Origin of the sequence: Desulfatiglans sp. (genome assembly GCA_012513605.1) — a bacterium.
GTDB lineage: Bacteria > Desulfobacterota > DSM-4660 > Desulfatiglandales > HGW-15 > JAAZBV01.
On the sequence record JAAZBV010000045.1, the window covers coordinates 1 to 17,814 of the forward strand.

Consider the following 17,814-nt stretch of genomic DNA (forward strand, 5'->3'; position numbering starts at 1 on the left):
ATTCAAGGGGGTAGGTCTTCACTACAACGGGTTTTCACACCCCTCTCTAATAATTACAGTTACTTATACCCCGAAAAATCGTCATTTTTACTAAAACACTAATCGAATAGCGAAAGTCGGGCTAAAGAGGGGCCTGAAAATTTTGGAAACTTTCTTCTTGAGAATATTAGCAAAGATGATGCAGTAGTCTATATAGCAGAAACAGAGAAAGAGGCTGTCGGTTATATCCTGGCAATGATCCAGGATTATCCTCCTGTCTTTGAAGTAAAACAGTATGGACTAATCAGTGATCTGGCCGTCACAGCAAAATACAGAAGGACAGGTATAGGGTTGCATTTAGTTAACATAGCTAAAGAGTGGTTTATTCAAAAAGGGATGACCCGTGCTGAAATTGGCGTAGCGGCTACCAATGAGATTTCAACAACCTTCTGGACTAAAATGGGGTTCAGGGTATATAAAGAAAGTCGTTATCTGGACCTGAACACTGAACGAACTGCAACGTCATAAAAAAAAGGAACAAATATGCCAGTAAAGATTGAACAGCCTGCAATCATCGAGGCAGGCGGGGATAAATTCGAGAGGATTGAGGAGTTTATTGGTCGTATAAATTCAAAAACAACAGAGGTCAGCATCGCCCGTGTGGTAAGGCCTCCGCGATGGCAGGGGCCGGATCAAAGGCCGGAATTCATGGAGTGTTTATTTGTACTAAAAGGGATACTACAGATTCAATCCGGTGGTGAAGTGTTCATTATTCACCCGGATGAAGCTATTATAGTGCATGCAAATGAGCGGGTTCGATTCAGCACCCCTGACGAGGGGGGCGCTGAATATTTCTCAATCTGCGTTCCGGCCTTTTCACAAACTGCGGTTCACAGGGATGAATAGTGCCATGTGATACATTTTGACCAGAGACAGGGCATGCCCTGTCTCTACAAGGTTAAAAAAATTCGCAAAGGTACAGATATGCAAACACTTGTCCTGAGCCTTTCATCATCTGTTGTTCCCTCTCATTTCATCTCTTTGAATTCTATCCAGAGCACAGCCCCTATCTCCACATCCTTTTCCTCACCATCATGTTTTATCTTTTTGTCCGAGGTATTAAGCCCTGCAAATCCCCACCATCCCGCCTTTGGGACCGCATATGAAAATACCCCGCTACTGTCTGTCTTTACCACCTGTGTGATAAAATAGTCATTGGGCGCGCTGCTCTTTTTATCTCTATTATAATATTCTATCTCAACCTCTGTGCCAGGCGCGGGTTTTCCATCCACAAGCACTACTCCCTGAAACAGGTTTCCGGCATAAAGCCCGAATGGCCTTGTAAGTGGTACAATCTCGGTTTTAACTCCTATGGGTCTGTCCCACCCCTCATCGTCTCCAAATGCGGCTACAACTGTTTTTGTGTAATGGATGATATAACAGTCCTCAGCCGATTCCCAGTAAGGCGTTGGCTCCACATGAAGCCAGTAGACACCCGGTCTGTTTATCTTCCTGCTCATGTGCCATCCCTTTTTACCCATGATACTTGTCTCCTTAAGGGAAGGAAGAAGGTCTGTTTTTTCATTATTCATGATCAGTTCAAATTTTACTGGCCTTTCCATGTCCATGCCCACCATCTCAAACGGGTGTGAAAAAGAAATCTCAAAGATAACATCCCTTGCATCCCCCTGCATCACCATGCTTGTCGAGGGTATTGCCATGCCGAAATGGGCAAATGCATTGCAGTTAAAAGCAACCATTAAAATAAATAGAATAAAACCTATTTTCTTTTTCATAATTGTCTCCTCCTCTAATTTTCCTTAAGCCTTGCGCCCTGCGCCTTTCAACCTGTGCCTTGATTGCATATATGCGATTACACCCATGATCCCGAAGATATACCCTATGCCGCCAATAATCTCAGTAACACCCTGCCCTTTATCTTCCCTGAGCATTGCAAGTTCTCTTATGACCGGTTTAAGCCTCTCATCAAGGGCTGCATCAATTACCCTTTTAAGCTGATCAGTATCAGGCAGGGCCTCTGTATCTATCGACTCTACAATTTCTGAAGCATTATTTGTCTCTATCTTCTCTCCTTCAGAGATCTCCGAACCCTTCAATATATATTCGGCCCCATGGCCCATAGAGGATTCAAGAACTATTTTTAGATCTGTGATCTCCGGTATTCGGAATGAAAACTCGCCCGCATCATTGGTCTTACCGCTCAGTAGCTCCTTTCCTTCCATGTTAAAGACCCGTATGATTCCGTCCTGAACCTTCTTATTACCGCTGAAATAGCTCTCTGTATATATTGTACCCCCATCTTCCCAGGCAAAAAGATAGACCCTGTGTGCATATACATAAGACGAAAAAGAAAGCATCAGGAAGATAATCATGATTATTACTGAAGAACCTGTTTTGTATTTTTTACTATTTTTCATAGAACGCCTCAAAGATATCCGGTTTGACCTTTTTTAAAAACCTGACACAGAAGAGGGTCACAATACCCTCTATAAGCATTATGGGCATATTGGAGACAACAATCAGTTTTGAGATAATCAAAAACTGTTGCGCTGTAAAATAGAGAGAAAGCCCGACCATAATACTGCTTAAAAAGACCGCCATAAAACCGCACATGAAGGATGCAGCTGACGAGGTTACCGCATTTATGCCCTTCACACTCCTTTTAAAAAGCAAGTGGCACAACAGCGCTGGGAGCGCCATATTAAGTGTATTGACCCCGAGCGTTGTAAATCCCCCGAACTGAAAAAGTATTGCCTGGAGTAACAGGCCTATAAGGATGGCAGGAAAGGCCAACCAGCCAAGCATGATACCCACAAGCCCGTTAAGGACAAGGTGTACACTCGCAGGCCCCACAGGCACATGTATCAGGGAGGCGACAAAAAAACCTGCTGAAAGTATGGCAACCCTTGGTATGCTGTCATAATCAAGCTTTTTCAGTCCGACAGCCGTGCCTGCCACAGTGAGTGCTGCACCTGTAAAAAGCACAGGCCCGGTAAGTATGCCTTCAGTGATATGCAAAATATTATCCTTTCAAAATCAAAACCCTGTCATTAACTAATGGGCATTAAACATACAATCAATCAAATATATATGGAAGGGTTTTGGGGTACACCTCCCTCTGCTTTCCCCTGGTAAGGGTTTCAGGCATTACCCGTGCGAGCTCATCAGGAGTCCATCTCCCATCCTTGCAGAGCACCTGCTCAAGCGGCTGTGGCTCTGTAAATATCCCCACCCTGTTTTTAAACACCTCAAATATGCAGCCGTTAATGTTGCCTGCCTGTTCACTTGCAAGGTATGTCACAAGGGTGGCCACATCCTCCGGTTTGTTTTCCTCCATTATACCAACCTTGTCTACCACACCGCGCCATGCTGCGAGAGGGCGAATCACATTGCAGGTTGTACCGAACTTGCCCATATCCCTTGCCACTGTACGCGCAAAACCCACTATCCCCTCCTTTACGCATGAGTATGCAGCCTGCCCGAAAAAGCCAAAGCCTATGTGGGATGATGTGCAGACAATCCTGCCATATCCCTGCTCCTTCATGATCATGGAGGCAGACCTGGCGCAGAAGAATGTTCCATAGAGATGGGTCTTGACCATTGCATCCCAGTCCTCAGTCTTAATATCCCATATAACATCTGTGCGAATGATCCCGGCATTATTGATAAGGATATCCAGGCGGCCATAATTTTTTATGGCAGTATGAATGATATTCTTTGCCCCCTCTTCGCTTGCCACGCTGTCATAGTTTGCTACTGCCTCTCCCCCTGCCTTTTTTATTTGCCCCACCACTTTGTCAGCCGCCTCTGATGATGCCCCTTTGCCGTCATGGCTTGTACCGAGGTCATTTACCACAACCTTCGCCCCCTGTGATGCCATTGCAATGGCCTCTGCCCGGCCCAGACCATTTCCTGCCCCGGTTACAACAGCAACCCTGTTCTTAAGCATCTCTCCCATTTTTTCTCCCTGATAAAATATTTATATCTAAAATTCAAAAAGATATATCATATCATCCAATTAATTAAATGCATTTTCCTTGCGCCTCCTGTCCTGCCATAGCTTTAGCGACGGAGGAGGCTCCCTGAGCCCTGCGCCCTGTCTTTATGATATTCATAGTTCTTTCTGCATAATAAAAGAAGTTCGGATTCGATCTCTGTTTCAGGGATAGTGATTCTAACAGGGGTTTTATTTTTTGAAAAGGGCTGTTTTTCCAAATCACCTGCATTTATTTGCCTGTTCACAATAATCTCTTCAGGGGAGTGATCCGTGTAGCGGGTGAGTAAAAAATCTGTCTCATTATGAAAGCTGAAAAACCCTGCTTTAAGGAGTACGCCCTTTTTTAGCTCCAATACCATCACATGGGTGTCGCCAAAATAAAGGATATCCTGATCATGTTTTTCATCCCTTTCAACAATCTGTTTCTCAAGGAGATTCTCTATTAACATAATCCTGTCCCTGAGTTTTGCTGCTCCCTCAAAATCAAGCGCCCCAGCGCAGGTTTCCATCTCCCGCTTCAGCATGACAATAATCTCCGAATATCTGTATTCAAGCAGTTCAATTGCCTGCCTGACATTATCCATGTAGGTATCAGGAGAAATAATACCTTCGCATATACCGCTGCATTTTTTTAGCCTGTATCTGAAGCAGCTCTTTTTGGGTAGATGCCTGCATATGCGGAGCCCGAAGGTCTCTATTGCAAGATCCATAACTGCATCCCGGTATTCCTTGTTAAGGTATGGGCCGAACCTTCTTCCCTCTTCCTTTCCCTCAGTATCGGCCCACTGCCTGTTTGACCAGTTTTTCCTGTATGGCAACAAACGCGGAAGCCCTTCACCTGTTAGCACGATAAAGGGGTAACCAACATCATCCTGCTTAAGCATGCTGTTATACCCGGGTTTATAGAGCTTTATGAGATTGTTTTCCAGTATAAGGCTCTCTGTCTCATTGTTTACGATTATGATCTCAATATTATATATTTTTGGGACGAGCCTTCTGGTCTTCACATTCTGCCTTGTGCTGCGGAAATAATAGGAGAGTCTCCTGCGCAGATCCTTTGCCTTTCCCACATATATTACGCTGCCCTTTTTATCCTTCATAAGATAACACCCTGGCAGAGCAGGATACATCTCCGGTATGAAATCAAAATTTGCAGGGGCCTTGCCTCTCTTCTCTTTTTTCACTGGAATATGCCCTTATACAGAGACTGAGTATGGTAAAACTCTTTATAGTCTTTGCGCCAATGTATACCCGTGAAGATAGAATGTCAGCCTCTTTTTAACATGATTTTATCCCTGCCTTTTGTTATGTATAGCCTGATTTATAAAAATAGCGGGACATAGATGGCTACCATGAAAAAAAAGAAAGATCCGATACCTGACATTAAAACCCTTAACAGGATACTGAGGCCCGAATCTGTTGCGGTGATAGGCGCCTCAAACAGGAAGGATACACTTGGCAACCTGATTTTCCGCTCCATAATCAGGAACGGGTATAAAGGAAAGGTCTATCCTGTCTCTGCCACCTCCGGTACAGTCATGTCTGTAAAGGCAGTGAAGAGCATCATTGATATAGATGGCACGATTGACCTTGCCATAATCGTTGTGCCAGCAACAAGTGTGTTAAAGGTGGCCCGTGAGTGCGGCAAAAAGGATGTAAAGGGGCTGGTTGTCATATCTGATGGGTTCAAAGAGCTTGGCCCTGAAGGCGCAGAAATGGAAATTGCCCTCCGTGAAACCGCCATTAACTATGGCATGCGGATACTCGGGCCAAACTGTATGGGGTTTATTAATACAGACCCTGATATCTCCCTGAATGCCTCCTTTTGTATGGCACTGCCGGACAGGGGGCGCATGGCCTTTTTTTCCCAGAGTGGGGCACTCTGTGTTTCTCTTCTCAAGTATTCTAAAAATTTTAACGCCGGGTTTTCATCTATTTTAAGTGCAGGCAACAGGTCGGATATCGGGCCATCTGATCTTTTAAGATACTGGGAAAATGATGATTCTACAAAGGTAATCCTTTTGTACCTTGAGTCCTTTGATAACCCTGAGGAGTTCTATCGGGTTGCAAAAAGGGTCTCCCTTAAAAAGCCGATACTTGCCCTGAAGGGAGGTATCACAGAAGCAGGCGCAAAGGCGGCCTTTTCCCATACAGGGGCAATGGCAACAGATAGAGCGATAACAGATGCCCTGTTCCACCGGGCTGGAATTTTAAGGGTAGAATCTGTGCAGGAGCTATTCCACTCTGCAATGCTCCTTTCAGGTCAGCCCGTGCCAAAGGGTAAGAGGATTGCCATAATTACAAACGGCGGGGGGCCAGGCACTATTGCAGCAGATGAGGCAGAGGCGCAGGGGCTTAATATAGAACCCTTCTCTAAAGGGCTTGTTGAAAGGCTGAATAAAAAAACACTCAGGCCAATAAACATCCATAACCCCCTTGATCTTACTGCGGGCACCCCTGATACGGAATTTGTGGCCTGCGCACGCATACTGATAGAGAGCCCTGAGAATGATGCTGTCATATTGATATATGTCCCACCGGCAGGAGAAGGGGTAAGTCATATAGAGGCGGTCATAGAAAGGCTCGAACCGGAGGCAAAAAAGAGGGGGAAGAGCATCATTGCATCCTTTGTCGGTGATACCGGCCTTAAAGGTAAAAGGGTGAATAATGATACCTTTGTCCCCTATTTTCCTTTTCCTGAGGATGCTATTAAAGCCCTTGCAAATGCTGTGAGATACAGCGATATGATCAGTCGCGAACAGGGTGTTATCCCTGAATTTAAGAATATAGATACGGAAGCAGGGAAAAGGCTCATAAACCCATTTACAGTTGATACTTCAAACAAACCTCAATGGATACCCAGTGATATATTAAACAGCCTCTTTACCTGTTATGGAATATTGTGCGCTGAAACCCTGTTTGCAAACTCACCTGAGGAGACTGCCAGGGCTACTCATAAGATAGGCACCCCTGTTGCGATAAAGCTTGTTTCATCAACTATTACCCACAAAAGCGAGGTCGGAGGGGTAATCCTTGATGTTAAAACAGAAGAAGATGCAATTATTGCCTTTAATGCAATAAGAGGGAATCTGGAAAAAAAGTGCCTTTCAGTAGAAATGAGAGGGGTGATTGTTCAGAGGATGATCACTCATGGCATTGAGCTCTTTATGGGTGTTAAAAATGATAAGTCGGCAGGGCACGTGATCATGTTTGGCGCGGGCGGCATATATACCGAACTCATTAATGACACTGTAACAAGGCTTCTCCCTTTAACAGATATTGATGCAGAGGAGATGATCGGGGAAACCAGGGTGAAAAGAATGCTCACAGGGTACAGGGGCATGCCATTAATGGATATTAACGCCATAAAGGAACTCCTCTTAAGAATCTCGCAAATGGTTAAGGATATCCCTGAGATCATTGAAATGGACATTAACCCTGTTAAAGTACTGCCAGAGGGAAAGGGCTGTCTGGTTCTGGATGCAAGGATGCTTGTGGAATAAGCCATGTCAGACTAAAACGCTTATCACTACTTAAAAAAACATATAATTTCGGATTAAATAATTGAATGGTCGGGGCGAGAGGATTTGAACCTCCGACGTCCTGCTCCCAAAGCAGGCGCGCTACCAGTCTGCGCCACGCCCCGATTTGTGATCTAAAAACAAATGCCACAAAGTCAGGGAAATCTATACCTTTTATTTCAAAATTGCAAGCAATTCTTGAGGCACGTTTTTATTTGACTTATACCCTCCCACGTTCTAAAAAAGGCTCTTATCTTACTGATTGTTATAAGGAAAATGATGGAAGACATACAGAGTCACAAAGACCATAGAAATATAGATATTGACCAGGTTGGGGTAAAGGATATCAGGTACCCCATTACAGTTCTTGATAAAAACAACGGAAAGCAGCTGACCGTCGCCAATATTAACATGTACGTGAATCTCCCCAGGCAGTACAAGGGTACACATATGAGCCGTTTTGTTGAGGTACTGAATGAGCACAGCAAGCTGATCTCGCTCCAGAACTTTTCTGAGATCCTCCTGGAGGTAAAGACAAGGCTTAACGCTGAAAGCGCCCATATGGAAATCACATTTCCCTATTTTATCAACAAGATGGCGCCTGTTACCGGAAGCGAGGGACTCATGGAATATAACTGCTGCTTCAGGGGAATTATGGACAAAGGGCTTGATATTGTTACCATAATAAATGTGCCTATCTCCACCCTCTGCCCATGCTCAAAGGAGATTAGCGATTTTGGTGCACATAACCAGAGGGGGATCGTAACCCTTAAGGTAAGGTTTAAAAAGTTTATCTGGATAGAAGACCTTATTAAGCTCGTGGAAGAGACCGCATCAAGCGAGGTATATTCTGTGCTGAAAAGGGAGGATGAAAAGTATGTTACTGAAAAGGCATACCAGAACCCGAAGTTTGTTGAGGATATTGTCAGGGACATTGCCTTGAAACTTAATAATGATCCAAATATTACGTGGTTTGCGGTGGAGTCAGAAAACTTTGAATCTATCCATAACCACAATGCATATGCATATATAGAAAAACACAAGGACTAAAGGGGTATTCACCATGTCAGATGACCTAAAAAAAATGTACAAAACAGTAATGGATGACCACTTTCCCCCTGAGATAACCATCTCCTTTGGGGGGCAGACCCTTTTCTACAGGAAAAGGACATGGCGGATCCAGGACGAAGATAGTGGCGAGCTTATAGAAAAGGGGCTAAGGTATGGTGAAAACCCTGGCCAGGAGGCGGCCATGTATGAGCTTACCAACGGGAACCTTTTACTGGGCGGCTGCAAGTTTATTGAACCGGGAAAGGGGTTGATATCAGCCATTACAGAAGAGGATATGATTCAATCAGGAAAGCATCCGGGAAAGACCAACCTTACAGATATAGATAATGCCCTGAACATCATGAAGTATCTTACCCTTAATCCTGCTGCCGTTATAGTAAAGCATAACAACCCCTGCGGTGTTGCATATGGTCCCAGCCTTTCAGAGGCATTCTACCGCGCTAACATGGCAGACAGGGTAGCTGCATTTGGCGGCTGTGCTGTATTTAACAGGCCGATTGACATGGCAACGGCAAATCTTTTATCCGACATATATGTTGAAGTGGTTGCTGCCCCTGATTTTGAAGAGGGCACTATCCCGGTTCTGGCAAAACGTAAAAACCTGCGCATAATAAAGATCAGTAGGATCAGCGACCTTGAGTATTTCAAGGAGAACAGGTTTGTAGATTTCAAGAGCCTTATTGATGGCGGCCTTATGGTACAGCAGTCACCCATCAACATTATAAGGAGCGCTGCCGATTTTAAGCCCGCTACCGTTGAATACAAGGGCAAGGTCTACACCATAGAAAAAAAACCAGGTGAATCAGATTATGCTGACATGCTCTTTGGTTGGCAGGTGGAGCAGGGGGTTACATCCAATTCGGTTATCTATGTAAAGGATGGTGTGACTGTCGGCATAGGCACAGGCGAACAGGACCGCGTGGGCGTTGCAGAGATAGCAGTCATGAAGGCATACACCAAGTATGCTGATGCCCTCTGTTTTAAGCAACACGGCATTCCATATAAAGATATGGAGTTGAAGGTAAAAAAAGGTGAAGCAGATAGTGACATTATTACAGATATTGACCTTGAGACAATGGAGGCCAAGGGTGGGTTAACAGGCTCCACCATGGTCTCTGACGCATTTTTCCCATTCAGGGATGGTGTGGATGTAGGTTTAGAGCAGGGGATCACAGCCATTGTGCAGCCGGGTGGTTCCATGAGGGACTTTGAGGTAATCGAAGCCTGTAACGAAGCAAACCCTCAGGTAACAATGGTCTTTACAGGCCAGCGGGCGTTTAAGCATTAAAAGACAGGTATGCGGTTTTCGGTCTGAGGTTTAAGGTTTAAGGGGCAGATTAAAATACTCACAAATAAAATCTGCAAGACCTTCAGGGTTATCAAGGTCAAAGACCGGGACACTGAGATCAAGTTTTGTATCTGAGGCAACTGCAATCAGGTCAGGGTCATGAATAAACCTCGGTTTTTCATGGACAGCTGACCTGAAGATCTCTATCTTGGGCCGATTTTCCCTCTTATACCCTTCAACAATTACAATATCCATGCCCTGCATAAATGGGAGGAGTTCATCAAGCAGGGGGTCATGATCAGATCCCATCATCATGACAATAGAGTCAGGGGATGAGATGATCGTCCTGTCTGCGCCCGCCCTCCTGTGGCGATAGGTGTCTTTCCCCTCTTTATCTATTTCAAGGGCAGCATGGTGATGTTTCACTGTGCCCACCTTAAGATTCCTTTTCTTTAAGAGTGGCAGGAGTTTTTCTACAAGGGTCGTCTTTCCTGAACCAGACCACCCTGCAATTATTACTGCAGGAGGAATAGATGTATCATTTATGATAAGCAATTACAAGGATCCTGAGATAGGTTATTCAACAGACTCATTCTTTCTTCTTTTCAAAGATTTCACTGAAGATGTGGTCATCAGCATCAAGGCATGCTTTTTTAAGCTGGTTGTATTTTTTTAACAGCTCTTTACCCTCTTCGGTAAGCTTGGAACCCATCTTTCTGTCAGTATCTACAATCCGCGACTTCAAATATCCTTCTGTAGTCTTTATCTTGCTCCAGACCCCCTTGTAGGACATCTTCATAACCTTTGCTGTCTGGTTAAGAGACCCTGTCTTTTCGATTGTCTCAAGGATCTTCTTTCTTCCTTCACCAATAATGATGTTATTGTTTTCGTCAACAACCCATTGCTTTGAAAGCAGTTTTAGTTCCACCATTGAATCTCCTTTTATTATGAATCCTTATATTATGTTTAACATAAAAACTCAAATAAAAATTACCCCAGCTCAACCCAGAGATCTCCGCTTTTAGAGGGGTCGTATCCGCCAAGCCCTGTTACCCTTTTTCTAAAACTATCAGTCCCTATTGTTTTAATAAGCTCCGCAATATTTTGATTCTTAAGGTGCTCAGAGGGGATTATAAGATCATACTGCTCTCTCACAATCGGTATGAACTCCAGATCCAGGGCCTTTGCCGCTGCATATATACCCATGCCACAGTCAGCAGCACCGCTTAAAACATCCACTGCAACAGCCATATGGGTATACTCCTCATGGTCATATCCCTTTATCTGTGAAGGTGCATACCCTGATTGTTTAAGCTTATAATCAAAAAGAATGCGGGTGCCTGAACCTGCCTGCCTGTTCATAAAGGAGATATCCTCTCTTAATAGATCTTCTACGCCCTTTATGCCCTTCGGGTTACCCTTTTTAACGATCAGCCCCTGATCCCTCATGACAAGGTGAAACAGACTCACTTTTATGCCTTTGAGATATTTCCTGATATATGAAAGGTTATACTCCCCGGTCTCCTCATCAAGGAGATGCGAACCGCCCAGGTGACATACCCCCTTTTTTATTGCCATGAGCCCACCGAGGCTACCCACGTTACCGGAAGAGACCCTTATATCCTTTCCTTCCTTTCTTATCTCATCGGAGATAATATCAAGGGTTATGTCATGACTCCCTATAATAACAATGGTGTTTTTCAGCTCCTCATCATCAACTAAGAGTTCAGCCTCCACCTCCTCTTCCTGGGTGATCCCTTCGGACAGGGCCGGTATCCTTATAATGCCCTCGGCCCTTGTAAGTGTAGTTACTGACCCTGCTGCCCTTGGAAGGGGTGTTGCCACCATCTTGCCTCCGACACTGCCTATATTAACCCTTAAGAACTCCTCTGTGCCAAGTTTAGAAGGGATATTACGTGACGGTTGCACGGCTATGGTCTTTCTATTCTTTAGCCTGATATCCTGCATGCTGTGTAAAAGTGGTTTTACAAACTGATCAAATGAGAGCACCGCTGACACTGTATACCCGGGGTTTCCTATAACAGGCTTGTCATTGATTTCACCAAGGATAGTGGGCTTTCCAGGCATCATGGCCACGCCATGTACATGCACTATGCCCAGCTCTGCTATGATGCCCGCTGTATAATCCTTGCTGCCTGCTGATGACCCTGCATTGATTATGATCATATCAGCCTCGGATTCTGAGGCGCTGATAAGCGCATTGCGTATGGACTCCATATTGTCCGGGATGATACCCTTTACGACCGGGATGCCGTGGCTTTCTGCTACAAGAGCGGAGAGAGTAACCGAGTTGGACTCTATTATCTGGCCCTCGGAAAGGGAATCCATATTCTCCCCTATATCCCTGAGACTTACAAGCTCTGTCCCTGTAGGGATTATGGTTACCACAGGCCTTCGTCTTACCGATATGCGGATGATACCTGCTGAAATAAGGGCACCCATGTCATAGGGTCTTATCATGTGATTCTGTGGCAAAAGAAGCTGTGTTGCCACAATATCCTCACCCACCTTGCGTATATTCTGCCAGGGGTATGCAGGGGACATGATTTCAATGGTCTCTTCATCTATCTGATGCAGCTTTTCCACCATTATTATGGCATTGTAATCTTTAGGCAGGGGCTGCCCTGTATTGCTCCAGAGGGCATCCTTCCCGATCTTAAGTGTTTTCGGATTTTTTTCTGTGGTGTCGTATGTATCTTCTGCCCTTACTGCAATACCGTCCATTGCAGCGGCATGATAGGATGGGGCTGAAAGCCTTGCAAACACAGGCTCTGCGGTCACGCGACCAAGGCTGTGATCAACATCAATAATTTCAGGCAGGCTCTTCCTGCTTTCCCACCTTTTAAAAAAAATCTCCCTTGCATCCTTTAATGTCTTAAGATCAAGGTATACATTCCGTTTCATGTAATACTCCGAAGAATCCTTAAACAACTATAAAACACATCCCGTCAGTTATTGAAAAGCATGACATCAACTACCTGCCCCTGATAGACCCCTTCAGAGTTTCTCTCTATTCTGATCAGCCCATGGGCATCAACCAGCGTGGATATCAGGCCTGACTTACCAAAAACCGGTACTGCCAGAAGTTTACCATTATCATTTTCTAGCCTGACCCTTATAAAGTCATCACGCCCGCTTTTTGATTCTATGTTTCTGCTCATAACGGCCTTGATGCCTCTGTTCAAAACTGTATCATCCGCATTGCTTCCTGAAAGCCTTCTGATAAATTCCTTTAAAAACACTTCTGCCACCACCATTGCAGAGGCCGTATGCCCGGGAAGACCGAACACTGCGCGGTTACCTACCTTTGCTATTATTGTCGGTTTGCCAGGGCTTATGGATATGCCATGGGCTAGTAACTCCATATGATTAAAAGACTCAAGGACATTGAGTGTCATATCCCTTGTGCCTACAGAGCTTCCACCTGATATCCAGACTGTGTCTGCGCAGGTAAGCCCCTTTTCCACTAATTTTTTGAGCTCCTCAAAATCGTCTCTGCATAAGCCCATTATAACTGGCTCTGCACCCTGCTCCAGACAGAAGGCATTAAGGGTATAGCTGTTTATATCCCTTACCCTGCCCGGCCCCGGATCATTTTCAATGGGGACGATCTCATCACCGGTAGAGATAATGGCAACCCTGGGCCTTCTGAACACTGGGACCTCCCTTATGCCCAGGCCAGCAAGTAACCCTATGTCCTGTGGCCGCATTTTTCTTCTGGCATGAAAGGCTGTTGCACCCTTTTTTATATCATCACCCGGAGATATCACATTTTCAAGTGGTGATATGGCGCGGGAAACCTCAATGGTGTTTTGATCAAGGGGATGACAATATTCAAGCATGACAACCCCGTCAGCCCCTTCAGGCAGCATGCCCCCTGTGGAGATCTTTATTGCCTTTCCGTACGAAACTGAAATGTCCGGGACATCCCCCATTAATGTCTCTCCGGCAATTTCAAGGAATGCGGGCAGACTCTCTGAGGCCCCAAAGGTGTCCTGCGCCTTAACAGCATACCCATCGACCGATGTCCTGTAAAACCCGGGCAGCTCTTCAGGGGAGATGATATCCCTGCTTAAATAGAGGCCGGTCGCATCGGAAACAGGAACCTTCACCTCTTCAACCGGGACAAAACCCCTTACAATTTCAAGGGCCTCTTCTGTTGAAATTACCTTAAAAAACAATATGTTACCGCCTATAATTACTATACCTGCAAACAGGAAAAATATCCGGTTTTCAATCAGTTATCCGATTATTATTTCATGTTAGACATAACATATCGTTGAGGGTTTAACAATATTTTAATTATACTTTTGTTAACATATAGAGGATAGCAGCAGAATAAAAAGACACCCTGTAAACCTAGCGTTACAGGGTGTCCTGGTTTGCATGTACTCTATTTGTCAGATAATGCGGCTATGCCTGGCAGGATCTTTCCTTCAAGGTATTCAAGAGAGGCGCCACCCCCTGTTGATACATGAGAGAGCCTCTCTTCAACGCCAAATTTTTTTGCTGCGGCAGCGCTGTCTCCACCACCTACTACCGATACTGCGGAAGAATCAGCTATTCCCAACGCTATCCTATTTGTGCCTTCTGCAAACTCATCCCTCTCAAACACACCCATTGGCCCGTTCCACAGGATAGTGCCTGCCTTCTTTATTTTTGATAGGAACAGCTCTATGGTTTTGGGGCCAATATCAACCCCCAGATACCCATCCTTAATATTCTCATCCGCTGTTGTTATTATCTTTTTCGGGCTATCAAAGCTGTCACATGCAATATGATCCTTGGGAAGTATAAGCTCCACCTTACCCGCCTTATCAAGGATGGTCTTTGCCAGATCAAGCACCTCCGGCTCATATCTTGATGAACCTATCTTTATACCCTTTGCATACAGGAAGGTATAGGCCATAGCGCCGCCTATGAGTATTACATCCACCTTTTTGAGCATATTTTCTATTAAGGGCACCTTGTCAGAGACCTTGGCACCCCCAAGTATAAGTATAAAAGGTCTTTCAGGGGAGCTTGTTACCTTTTCAAAATACTCTATCTCCTTTTTAACCAGAAACCCTGAAACTGATTCAAGATAGTGTGTGACCCCTTCTGTAGAGGCATGCGCCCTGTGACATGTGCCAAAAGCATCATTTACAAATATATCACCAAGTCTGGAGAGCTCCTTTGCAAACCCTGAGTCATTTTTTTCCTCCTCCTTATGAAACCTTAAGTTTTCAAGGAGGACAACCTCCTCCGGCTGCATTTTATTAACAATATCAACAACTTCAGGACCAATACAGTTATCCGGCTTTTTGACCGGCCTCTTTAAAAGCTCACTGAGCCTGTGGGCAACCGGTGTAAGGCGCATCTTTTCCTTTACCTCACCTTTTGGCCTCCCAAGGTGGCTCATCAGTATCACCTTTGCACCATTTTTTAGGGCATATTCAATGGTGGGGAGAGACTCCCTTATCCGGTTGTCATCCGTGATATTCAGATTATCATCCAGGGGAACATTAAAATCTACCCTTATCAATACCCTTTTATTCTTAATATCTACATCTTTAATGCATTTTTTATTCATTTTATCACCTCTTCATTAATTAACATTGATAATACTTAAATACCATTGTTAATACAATTTATAAATACATTGCATATAACGACTAAACTGGATAAGATATCCCTCTGAAAAATACTATACAATGCCAGGGAATAACATGTCCATCCTATTTGCGCTTGTAATCTTATTATCGTTTTTTATCGGGGCCATCCCCTTTGGGCTTATTATAGGCCGTTTAGCAGCAGGGGTAGACATTACCCGAAGGGGAAGCGGTAATATCGGGGCCGCTAATGTCGCACGGGAGATCGGGGTCAGGTGGGGTTTTATTACCCTTATGTTTGATATATTAAAGGGTTTTTTGCCACTGATGATAGGCATGAAGATCCCCGTGCAATACCATAATATCTTCCTGATCATCCTCTCCCTTGCTATTCTTTTAGGGCATATGTACTCTCCCTTTTTAAGGTTCAGGGGCGGCAAGGGTGTTTCCACCGGGTTTGGCATATTTCTAGCCCTTTCACCAATATCAGCCATAATATCCTTCTGTATCTTCCTCTTAACTGTGTATCTGTTCAATTACATATCGCTTGGATCAATATCCGGGGCATGCTTTATGCCTGTTATATTGGCCCTGATGGATAAGCCTGCCCATTACATTGTTATTGCCCTGCTTACCGCATTATTGATACTTGTGGCCCACAGTGAAAATATTAACAGGATAATCACGGGGTCTGAAAGGAGATGGAGAAATTGATCATGAAAGATGCTCCAGCAGCCTTTCAAGCTCCTCATCCGAATTAAAGAATATGTTGATCTGCCCCTTTTTTCCCTGCCTTTTTATCTCTACCTTTGTACCAAGCGCCCTTTTTAAACCGTCAGCGAGTGTATCTATATAGTATTCATCTTCACCCTTCTCCTTTTTCACTGGTTTTTTGGTAGCGGCCTTTTTTATCAGGTTTTCTGTCTGCCTTACAGAAAGCTCCCCCTTTATTATTATATCCCTGAAACTCTTCTGCTCCCCGGGTGTCTTTAGCCCGGCAAGTACACGGGCATGACCCATTGTAAGGTTACCATCTATCACATCCTTCTGCACATCTATCGGAAGAGAAAGCAGCCTTAATAGATTCGTGATGGTTGACCTGTCTTTACCCACCCGTTGGGCAAGTGTCTCCTGGGTTGTATTTGAGTTCTCAAGCCACCTCTGATATGCCTGGGCCTCTTCGATGGGGTTAAGATCCCTCCTGTGGATATTTTCAATAAGGGCCAACTCCAGGGACTCTATCGGGGTTGTCTCCTTTACCACAACAGGAACGGTTTCAAGGCCAGCCCTCTGGGCAGCACGCCATCGTCTTTCACCGGCTATAAGCTGGTACCCATCCCTGTTTTTACTTACAAGAATAGGGGTGATAACACCCTTTTCCCTTATTGACCCTGCCAGCTCCTCAATTGCTGCATCTTCAAAATTCTGTCTTGGCTGCATGGGGTTCGGCTCAATAGCATCAACAGGACACTGGAAATACTCCCCGGATTTAGGTGCCTCCTTTTCAGTATCCTCTGCATCCGGTATCAGCGCAGATAATCCCCTTCCCAATGCCTTTCTCTTAATCATTTTTTTCTCCTCTCTTTATTACTTCCTTTGCCAGATCAAGATAACTCCTCGCCCCCCTTGATTGCGCATCATAGATAATGATAGGCTTTCCATAGCTGGGAGCCTCACTGAGCCGCACATTCCTGGGAATCACCGTATCAAAGACAGTACCTTTGAAATGCCCCCTCACCTCCTCCTGCACCTGTGCGGAAAGGTTATTCCTTGCATCATACATTGTGAGAAGTATGCCAACTATCTTAAGCCCCGGATTAAGACTCTTTTTTACTGCCTTCAGGGTGTCCAGCAGTTGACTCAGCCCTTCCAGAGCATAATATTCACACTGAAGAGGGACAAGCACATAATCAGAGGCGGTTATTGCATTTATGGTAAGGAATCCCAGGGATGGCGGGCAGTCAATAATTATAAAATCATACGTATCCTTAATCCCCTCAAGCCTTTTCTTGAGCAGATACTCCCGGTTATCCTCCAGATACATCTCAACCTCTGCTCCGATCAGCTCTTTCGTTGCCCCCATAAGGGACATACCGGGCATCTCTGTCTTCACTGCAGATACATCAACCCCAGCAGAGCCCAGCATAAAATCATAAAGCCCGGCCTTCAGGGAAGACTTGCTGTATCCCAGCCCGGTTGTGGCATTACCCTGGGGATCAGAGTCGATGATAAGCACACTTTTACCTGCCTTTGCGATTGAGGCGGACAGATTAACCGCAGTCGTTGTCTTTCCAACCCCACCCTTTTGATTTGAAATGGTAATAA

Annotated in this window: 17 protein-coding genes, 1 tRNA gene and 1 pseudogene; 6 read left to right on the forward strand and 13 right to left on the reverse strand. The window is 44.9% G+C overall.

Annotation, left to right across the window (positions count from 1 at the left end; genetic code table 11):
• Positions 1–120: 120 nt before the first annotated feature.
• Positions 121–507 (forward strand): annotated as a pseudogene (locus GX654_06135) (GNAT family N-acetyltransferase).
• Between the two features lie 15 nt (positions 508–522).
• Positions 523–885 (forward strand): cupin domain-containing protein, encoded by a 363-nt coding sequence (locus GX654_06140; GenBank protein NLD36433.1) that lies wholly within the window; start codon positions 523–525, stop codon positions 883–885.
• 122 nt (positions 886–1,007) lie between these two features.
• Here GX654_06140 and GX654_06145 read toward each other — a convergent pair whose 3' ends face one another.
• The 5 genes from GX654_06145 to GX654_06165 form a co-directional block, all read right to left on the reverse strand.
• Positions 1,008–1,775 (reverse strand): DUF4198 domain-containing protein, encoded by a 768-nt coding sequence (locus GX654_06145; GenBank protein NLD36434.1) that lies wholly within the window; start codon positions 1,773–1,775, stop codon positions 1,008–1,010.
• Positions 1,776–1,799: 24 nt separating this feature from the next.
• Entirely contained in the window at positions 1,800–2,417 is a 618-nt protein-coding gene (locus GX654_06150) for a hypothetical protein (GenBank protein ID NLD36435.1), read from the reverse strand.
• Positions 2,407–3,018, reverse strand: coding sequence for a cobalt transporter CbiM (cbiM, locus tag GX654_06155; GenBank protein NLD36436.1), 612 nt, complete (start codon positions 3,016–3,018; stop codon positions 2,407–2,409). Before cbiM ends, GX654_06150 begins: the two co-directional genes overlap by 11 nt.
• Positions 3,019–3,076: 58 nt before the next feature.
• On the reverse strand, positions 3,077–3,958 hold the full coding sequence (locus GX654_06160) for an SDR family NAD(P)-dependent oxidoreductase (protein ID NLD36437.1): 882 nt from the start codon (positions 3,956–3,958) through the stop codon (positions 3,077–3,079).
• 104 nt (positions 3,959–4,062) lie between these two features.
• Complete coding sequence (locus GX654_06165) at positions 4,063–5,181, reverse strand: GIY-YIG nuclease family protein (GenBank protein ID NLD36438.1); 1,119 nt, start codon at positions 5,179–5,181, stop codon at positions 4,063–4,065.
• Positions 5,182–5,349: 168 nt separating this feature from the next.
• On the opposite strand from GX654_06165, the gene GX654_06170 reads away from it, so the two are divergent.
• Positions 5,350–7,500, forward strand: a complete 2,151-nt coding sequence (locus GX654_06170) for a GNAT family N-acetyltransferase (GenBank protein NLD36439.1) — start codon at positions 5,350–5,352, stop codon at positions 7,498–7,500.
• A gap of 66 nt (positions 7,501–7,566) precedes the next feature.
• Here GX654_06170 and GX654_06175 read toward each other — a convergent pair.
• Positions 7,567–7,643, reverse strand: a tRNA-Pro gene (locus tag GX654_06175).
• 154 nt (positions 7,644–7,797) lie between these two features.
• On the opposite strand from GX654_06175, the gene GX654_06180 reads away from it, so the two are divergent.
• Together GX654_06180 and GX654_06185 are read left to right on the forward strand one after the other, a co-directional pair.
• Positions 7,798–8,568, forward strand: coding sequence for a GTP cyclohydrolase I FolE2 (locus GX654_06180; GenBank protein NLD36440.1), 771 nt, complete (start codon positions 7,798–7,800; stop codon positions 8,566–8,568).
• A 13-nt stretch (positions 8,569–8,581) separates the two neighbouring features.
• The gene (locus GX654_06185) at positions 8,582–9,877 is read left to right on the forward strand and encodes an IMP cyclohydrolase (protein NLD36441.1); all 1,296 of its coding nucleotides are present in this window, start codon (positions 8,582–8,584) and stop codon (positions 9,875–9,877) included.
• 30 nt (positions 9,878–9,907) lie between these two features.
• Here GX654_06185 and mobB read toward each other — a convergent pair whose 3' ends face one another.
• The 5 genes from mobB to GX654_06210 form a co-directional block, all read right to left on the reverse strand.
• Positions 9,908–10,432 carry a molybdopterin-guanine dinucleotide biosynthesis protein B gene (gene mobB / locus GX654_06190; GenBank protein ID NLD36442.1) on the reverse strand — a complete coding sequence of 175 codons (525 nt, stop codon included), beginning with the start codon at positions 10,430–10,432 and terminating at the stop codon, positions 9,908–9,910.
• Positions 10,433–10,466: 34 nt separating this feature from the next.
• A complete protein-coding gene (locus GX654_06195; protein NLD36443.1) occupies positions 10,467–10,808 on the reverse strand; it encodes a LysR family transcriptional regulator in 342 nt (113 codons plus the stop codon).
• Between the two features lie 59 nt (positions 10,809–10,867).
• Positions 10,868–12,802: a molybdopterin biosynthesis protein gene (locus GX654_06200; protein ID NLD36444.1), complete on the reverse strand. Its 1,935-nt coding sequence runs from the start codon at positions 12,800–12,802 to the stop codon at positions 10,868–10,870.
• Positions 12,803–12,846: 44 nt separating this feature from the next.
• A complete protein-coding gene (locus GX654_06205) occupies positions 12,847–14,082 on the reverse strand; it encodes a molybdopterin molybdotransferase MoeA (protein ID NLD36445.1) in 1,236 nt (411 codons plus the stop codon).
• Positions 14,083–14,291: 209 nt separating this feature from the next.
• Positions 14,292–15,470: a phosphoglycerate kinase gene (locus GX654_06210; GenBank protein ID NLD36446.1), complete on the reverse strand. Its 1,179-nt coding sequence runs from the start codon at positions 15,468–15,470 to the stop codon at positions 14,292–14,294.
• A 136-nt stretch (positions 15,471–15,606) separates the two neighbouring features.
• On the opposite strand from GX654_06210, the gene plsY reads away from it, so the two are divergent.
• The gene (gene plsY / locus GX654_06215) at positions 15,607–16,203 is read left to right on the forward strand and encodes a glycerol-3-phosphate 1-O-acyltransferase PlsY (GenBank protein NLD36447.1); all 597 of its coding nucleotides are present in this window, start codon (positions 15,607–15,609) and stop codon (positions 16,201–16,203) included.
• On the opposite strand, the gene GX654_06220 is transcribed toward plsY, so the two are convergent.
• Positions 16,204–17,058 carry a ParB/RepB/Spo0J family partition protein gene (locus tag GX654_06220; protein ID NLD36448.1) on the reverse strand — a complete coding sequence of 285 codons (855 nt, stop codon included), beginning with the start codon at positions 17,056–17,058 and terminating at the stop codon, positions 16,204–16,206. It lies immediately after the preceding gene.
• Positions 17,051–17,812, reverse strand: coding sequence for a ParA family protein (locus GX654_06225; GenBank protein ID NLD36449.1), 762 nt, complete (start codon positions 17,810–17,812; stop codon positions 17,051–17,053). Before GX654_06225 ends, GX654_06220 begins: the two co-directional genes overlap by 8 nt.
• Positions 17,813–17,814 lie beyond the last annotated feature (2 nt).

Bases quoted from the DNA above. Each gene is read 5' to 3' on its own strand.
- plsY (NLD36447.1), top strand. From the start codon at position 15,607: ATGTCCATCCTATTTGCGCTTGTAATCTTATTATCGTTTTTTATCGGG.
- GX654_06180 (NLD36440.1), top strand. From the start codon at position 7,798: ATGGAAGACATACAGAGTCACAAAGACCATAGAAATATAGATATTGAC.
- GX654_06140 (NLD36433.1), top strand. From the start codon at position 523: ATGCCAGTAAAGATTGAACAGCCTGCAATCATCGAGGCAGGCGGGGAT.
- GX654_06220 (NLD36448.1), bottom strand. From the start codon at position 17,058: ATGATTAAGAGAAAGGCATTGGGAAGGGGATTATCTGCGCTGATACCG.
- GX654_06160 (NLD36437.1), bottom strand. From the start codon at position 3,958: ATGGGAGAGATGCTTAAGAACAGGGTTGCTGTTGTAACCGGGGCAGGA.
- GX654_06150 (NLD36435.1), bottom strand. From the start codon at position 2,417: ATGAAAAATAGTAAAAAATACAAAACAGGTTCTTCAGTAATAATCATG.
- GX654_06200 (NLD36444.1), bottom strand. From the start codon at position 12,802: ATGAAACGGAATGTATACCTTGATCTTAAGACATTAAAGGATGCAAGG.
- GX654_06145 (NLD36434.1), bottom strand. From the start codon at position 1,775: ATGAAAAAGAAAATAGGTTTTATTCTATTTATTTTAATGGTTGCTTTT.
- GX654_06195 (NLD36443.1), bottom strand. From the start codon at position 10,808: ATGGTGGAACTAAAACTGCTTTCAAAGCAATGGGTTGTTGACGAAAAC.
- GX654_06170 (NLD36439.1), top strand. From the start codon at position 5,350: ATGAAAAAAAAGAAAGATCCGATACCTGACATTAAAACCCTTAACAGG.
- GX654_06185 (NLD36441.1), top strand. From the start codon at position 8,582: ATGTCAGATGACCTAAAAAAAATGTACAAAACAGTAATGGATGACCAC.
- GX654_06210 (NLD36446.1), bottom strand. From the start codon at position 15,470: ATGAATAAAAAATGCATTAAAGATGTAGATATTAAGAATAAAAGGGTA.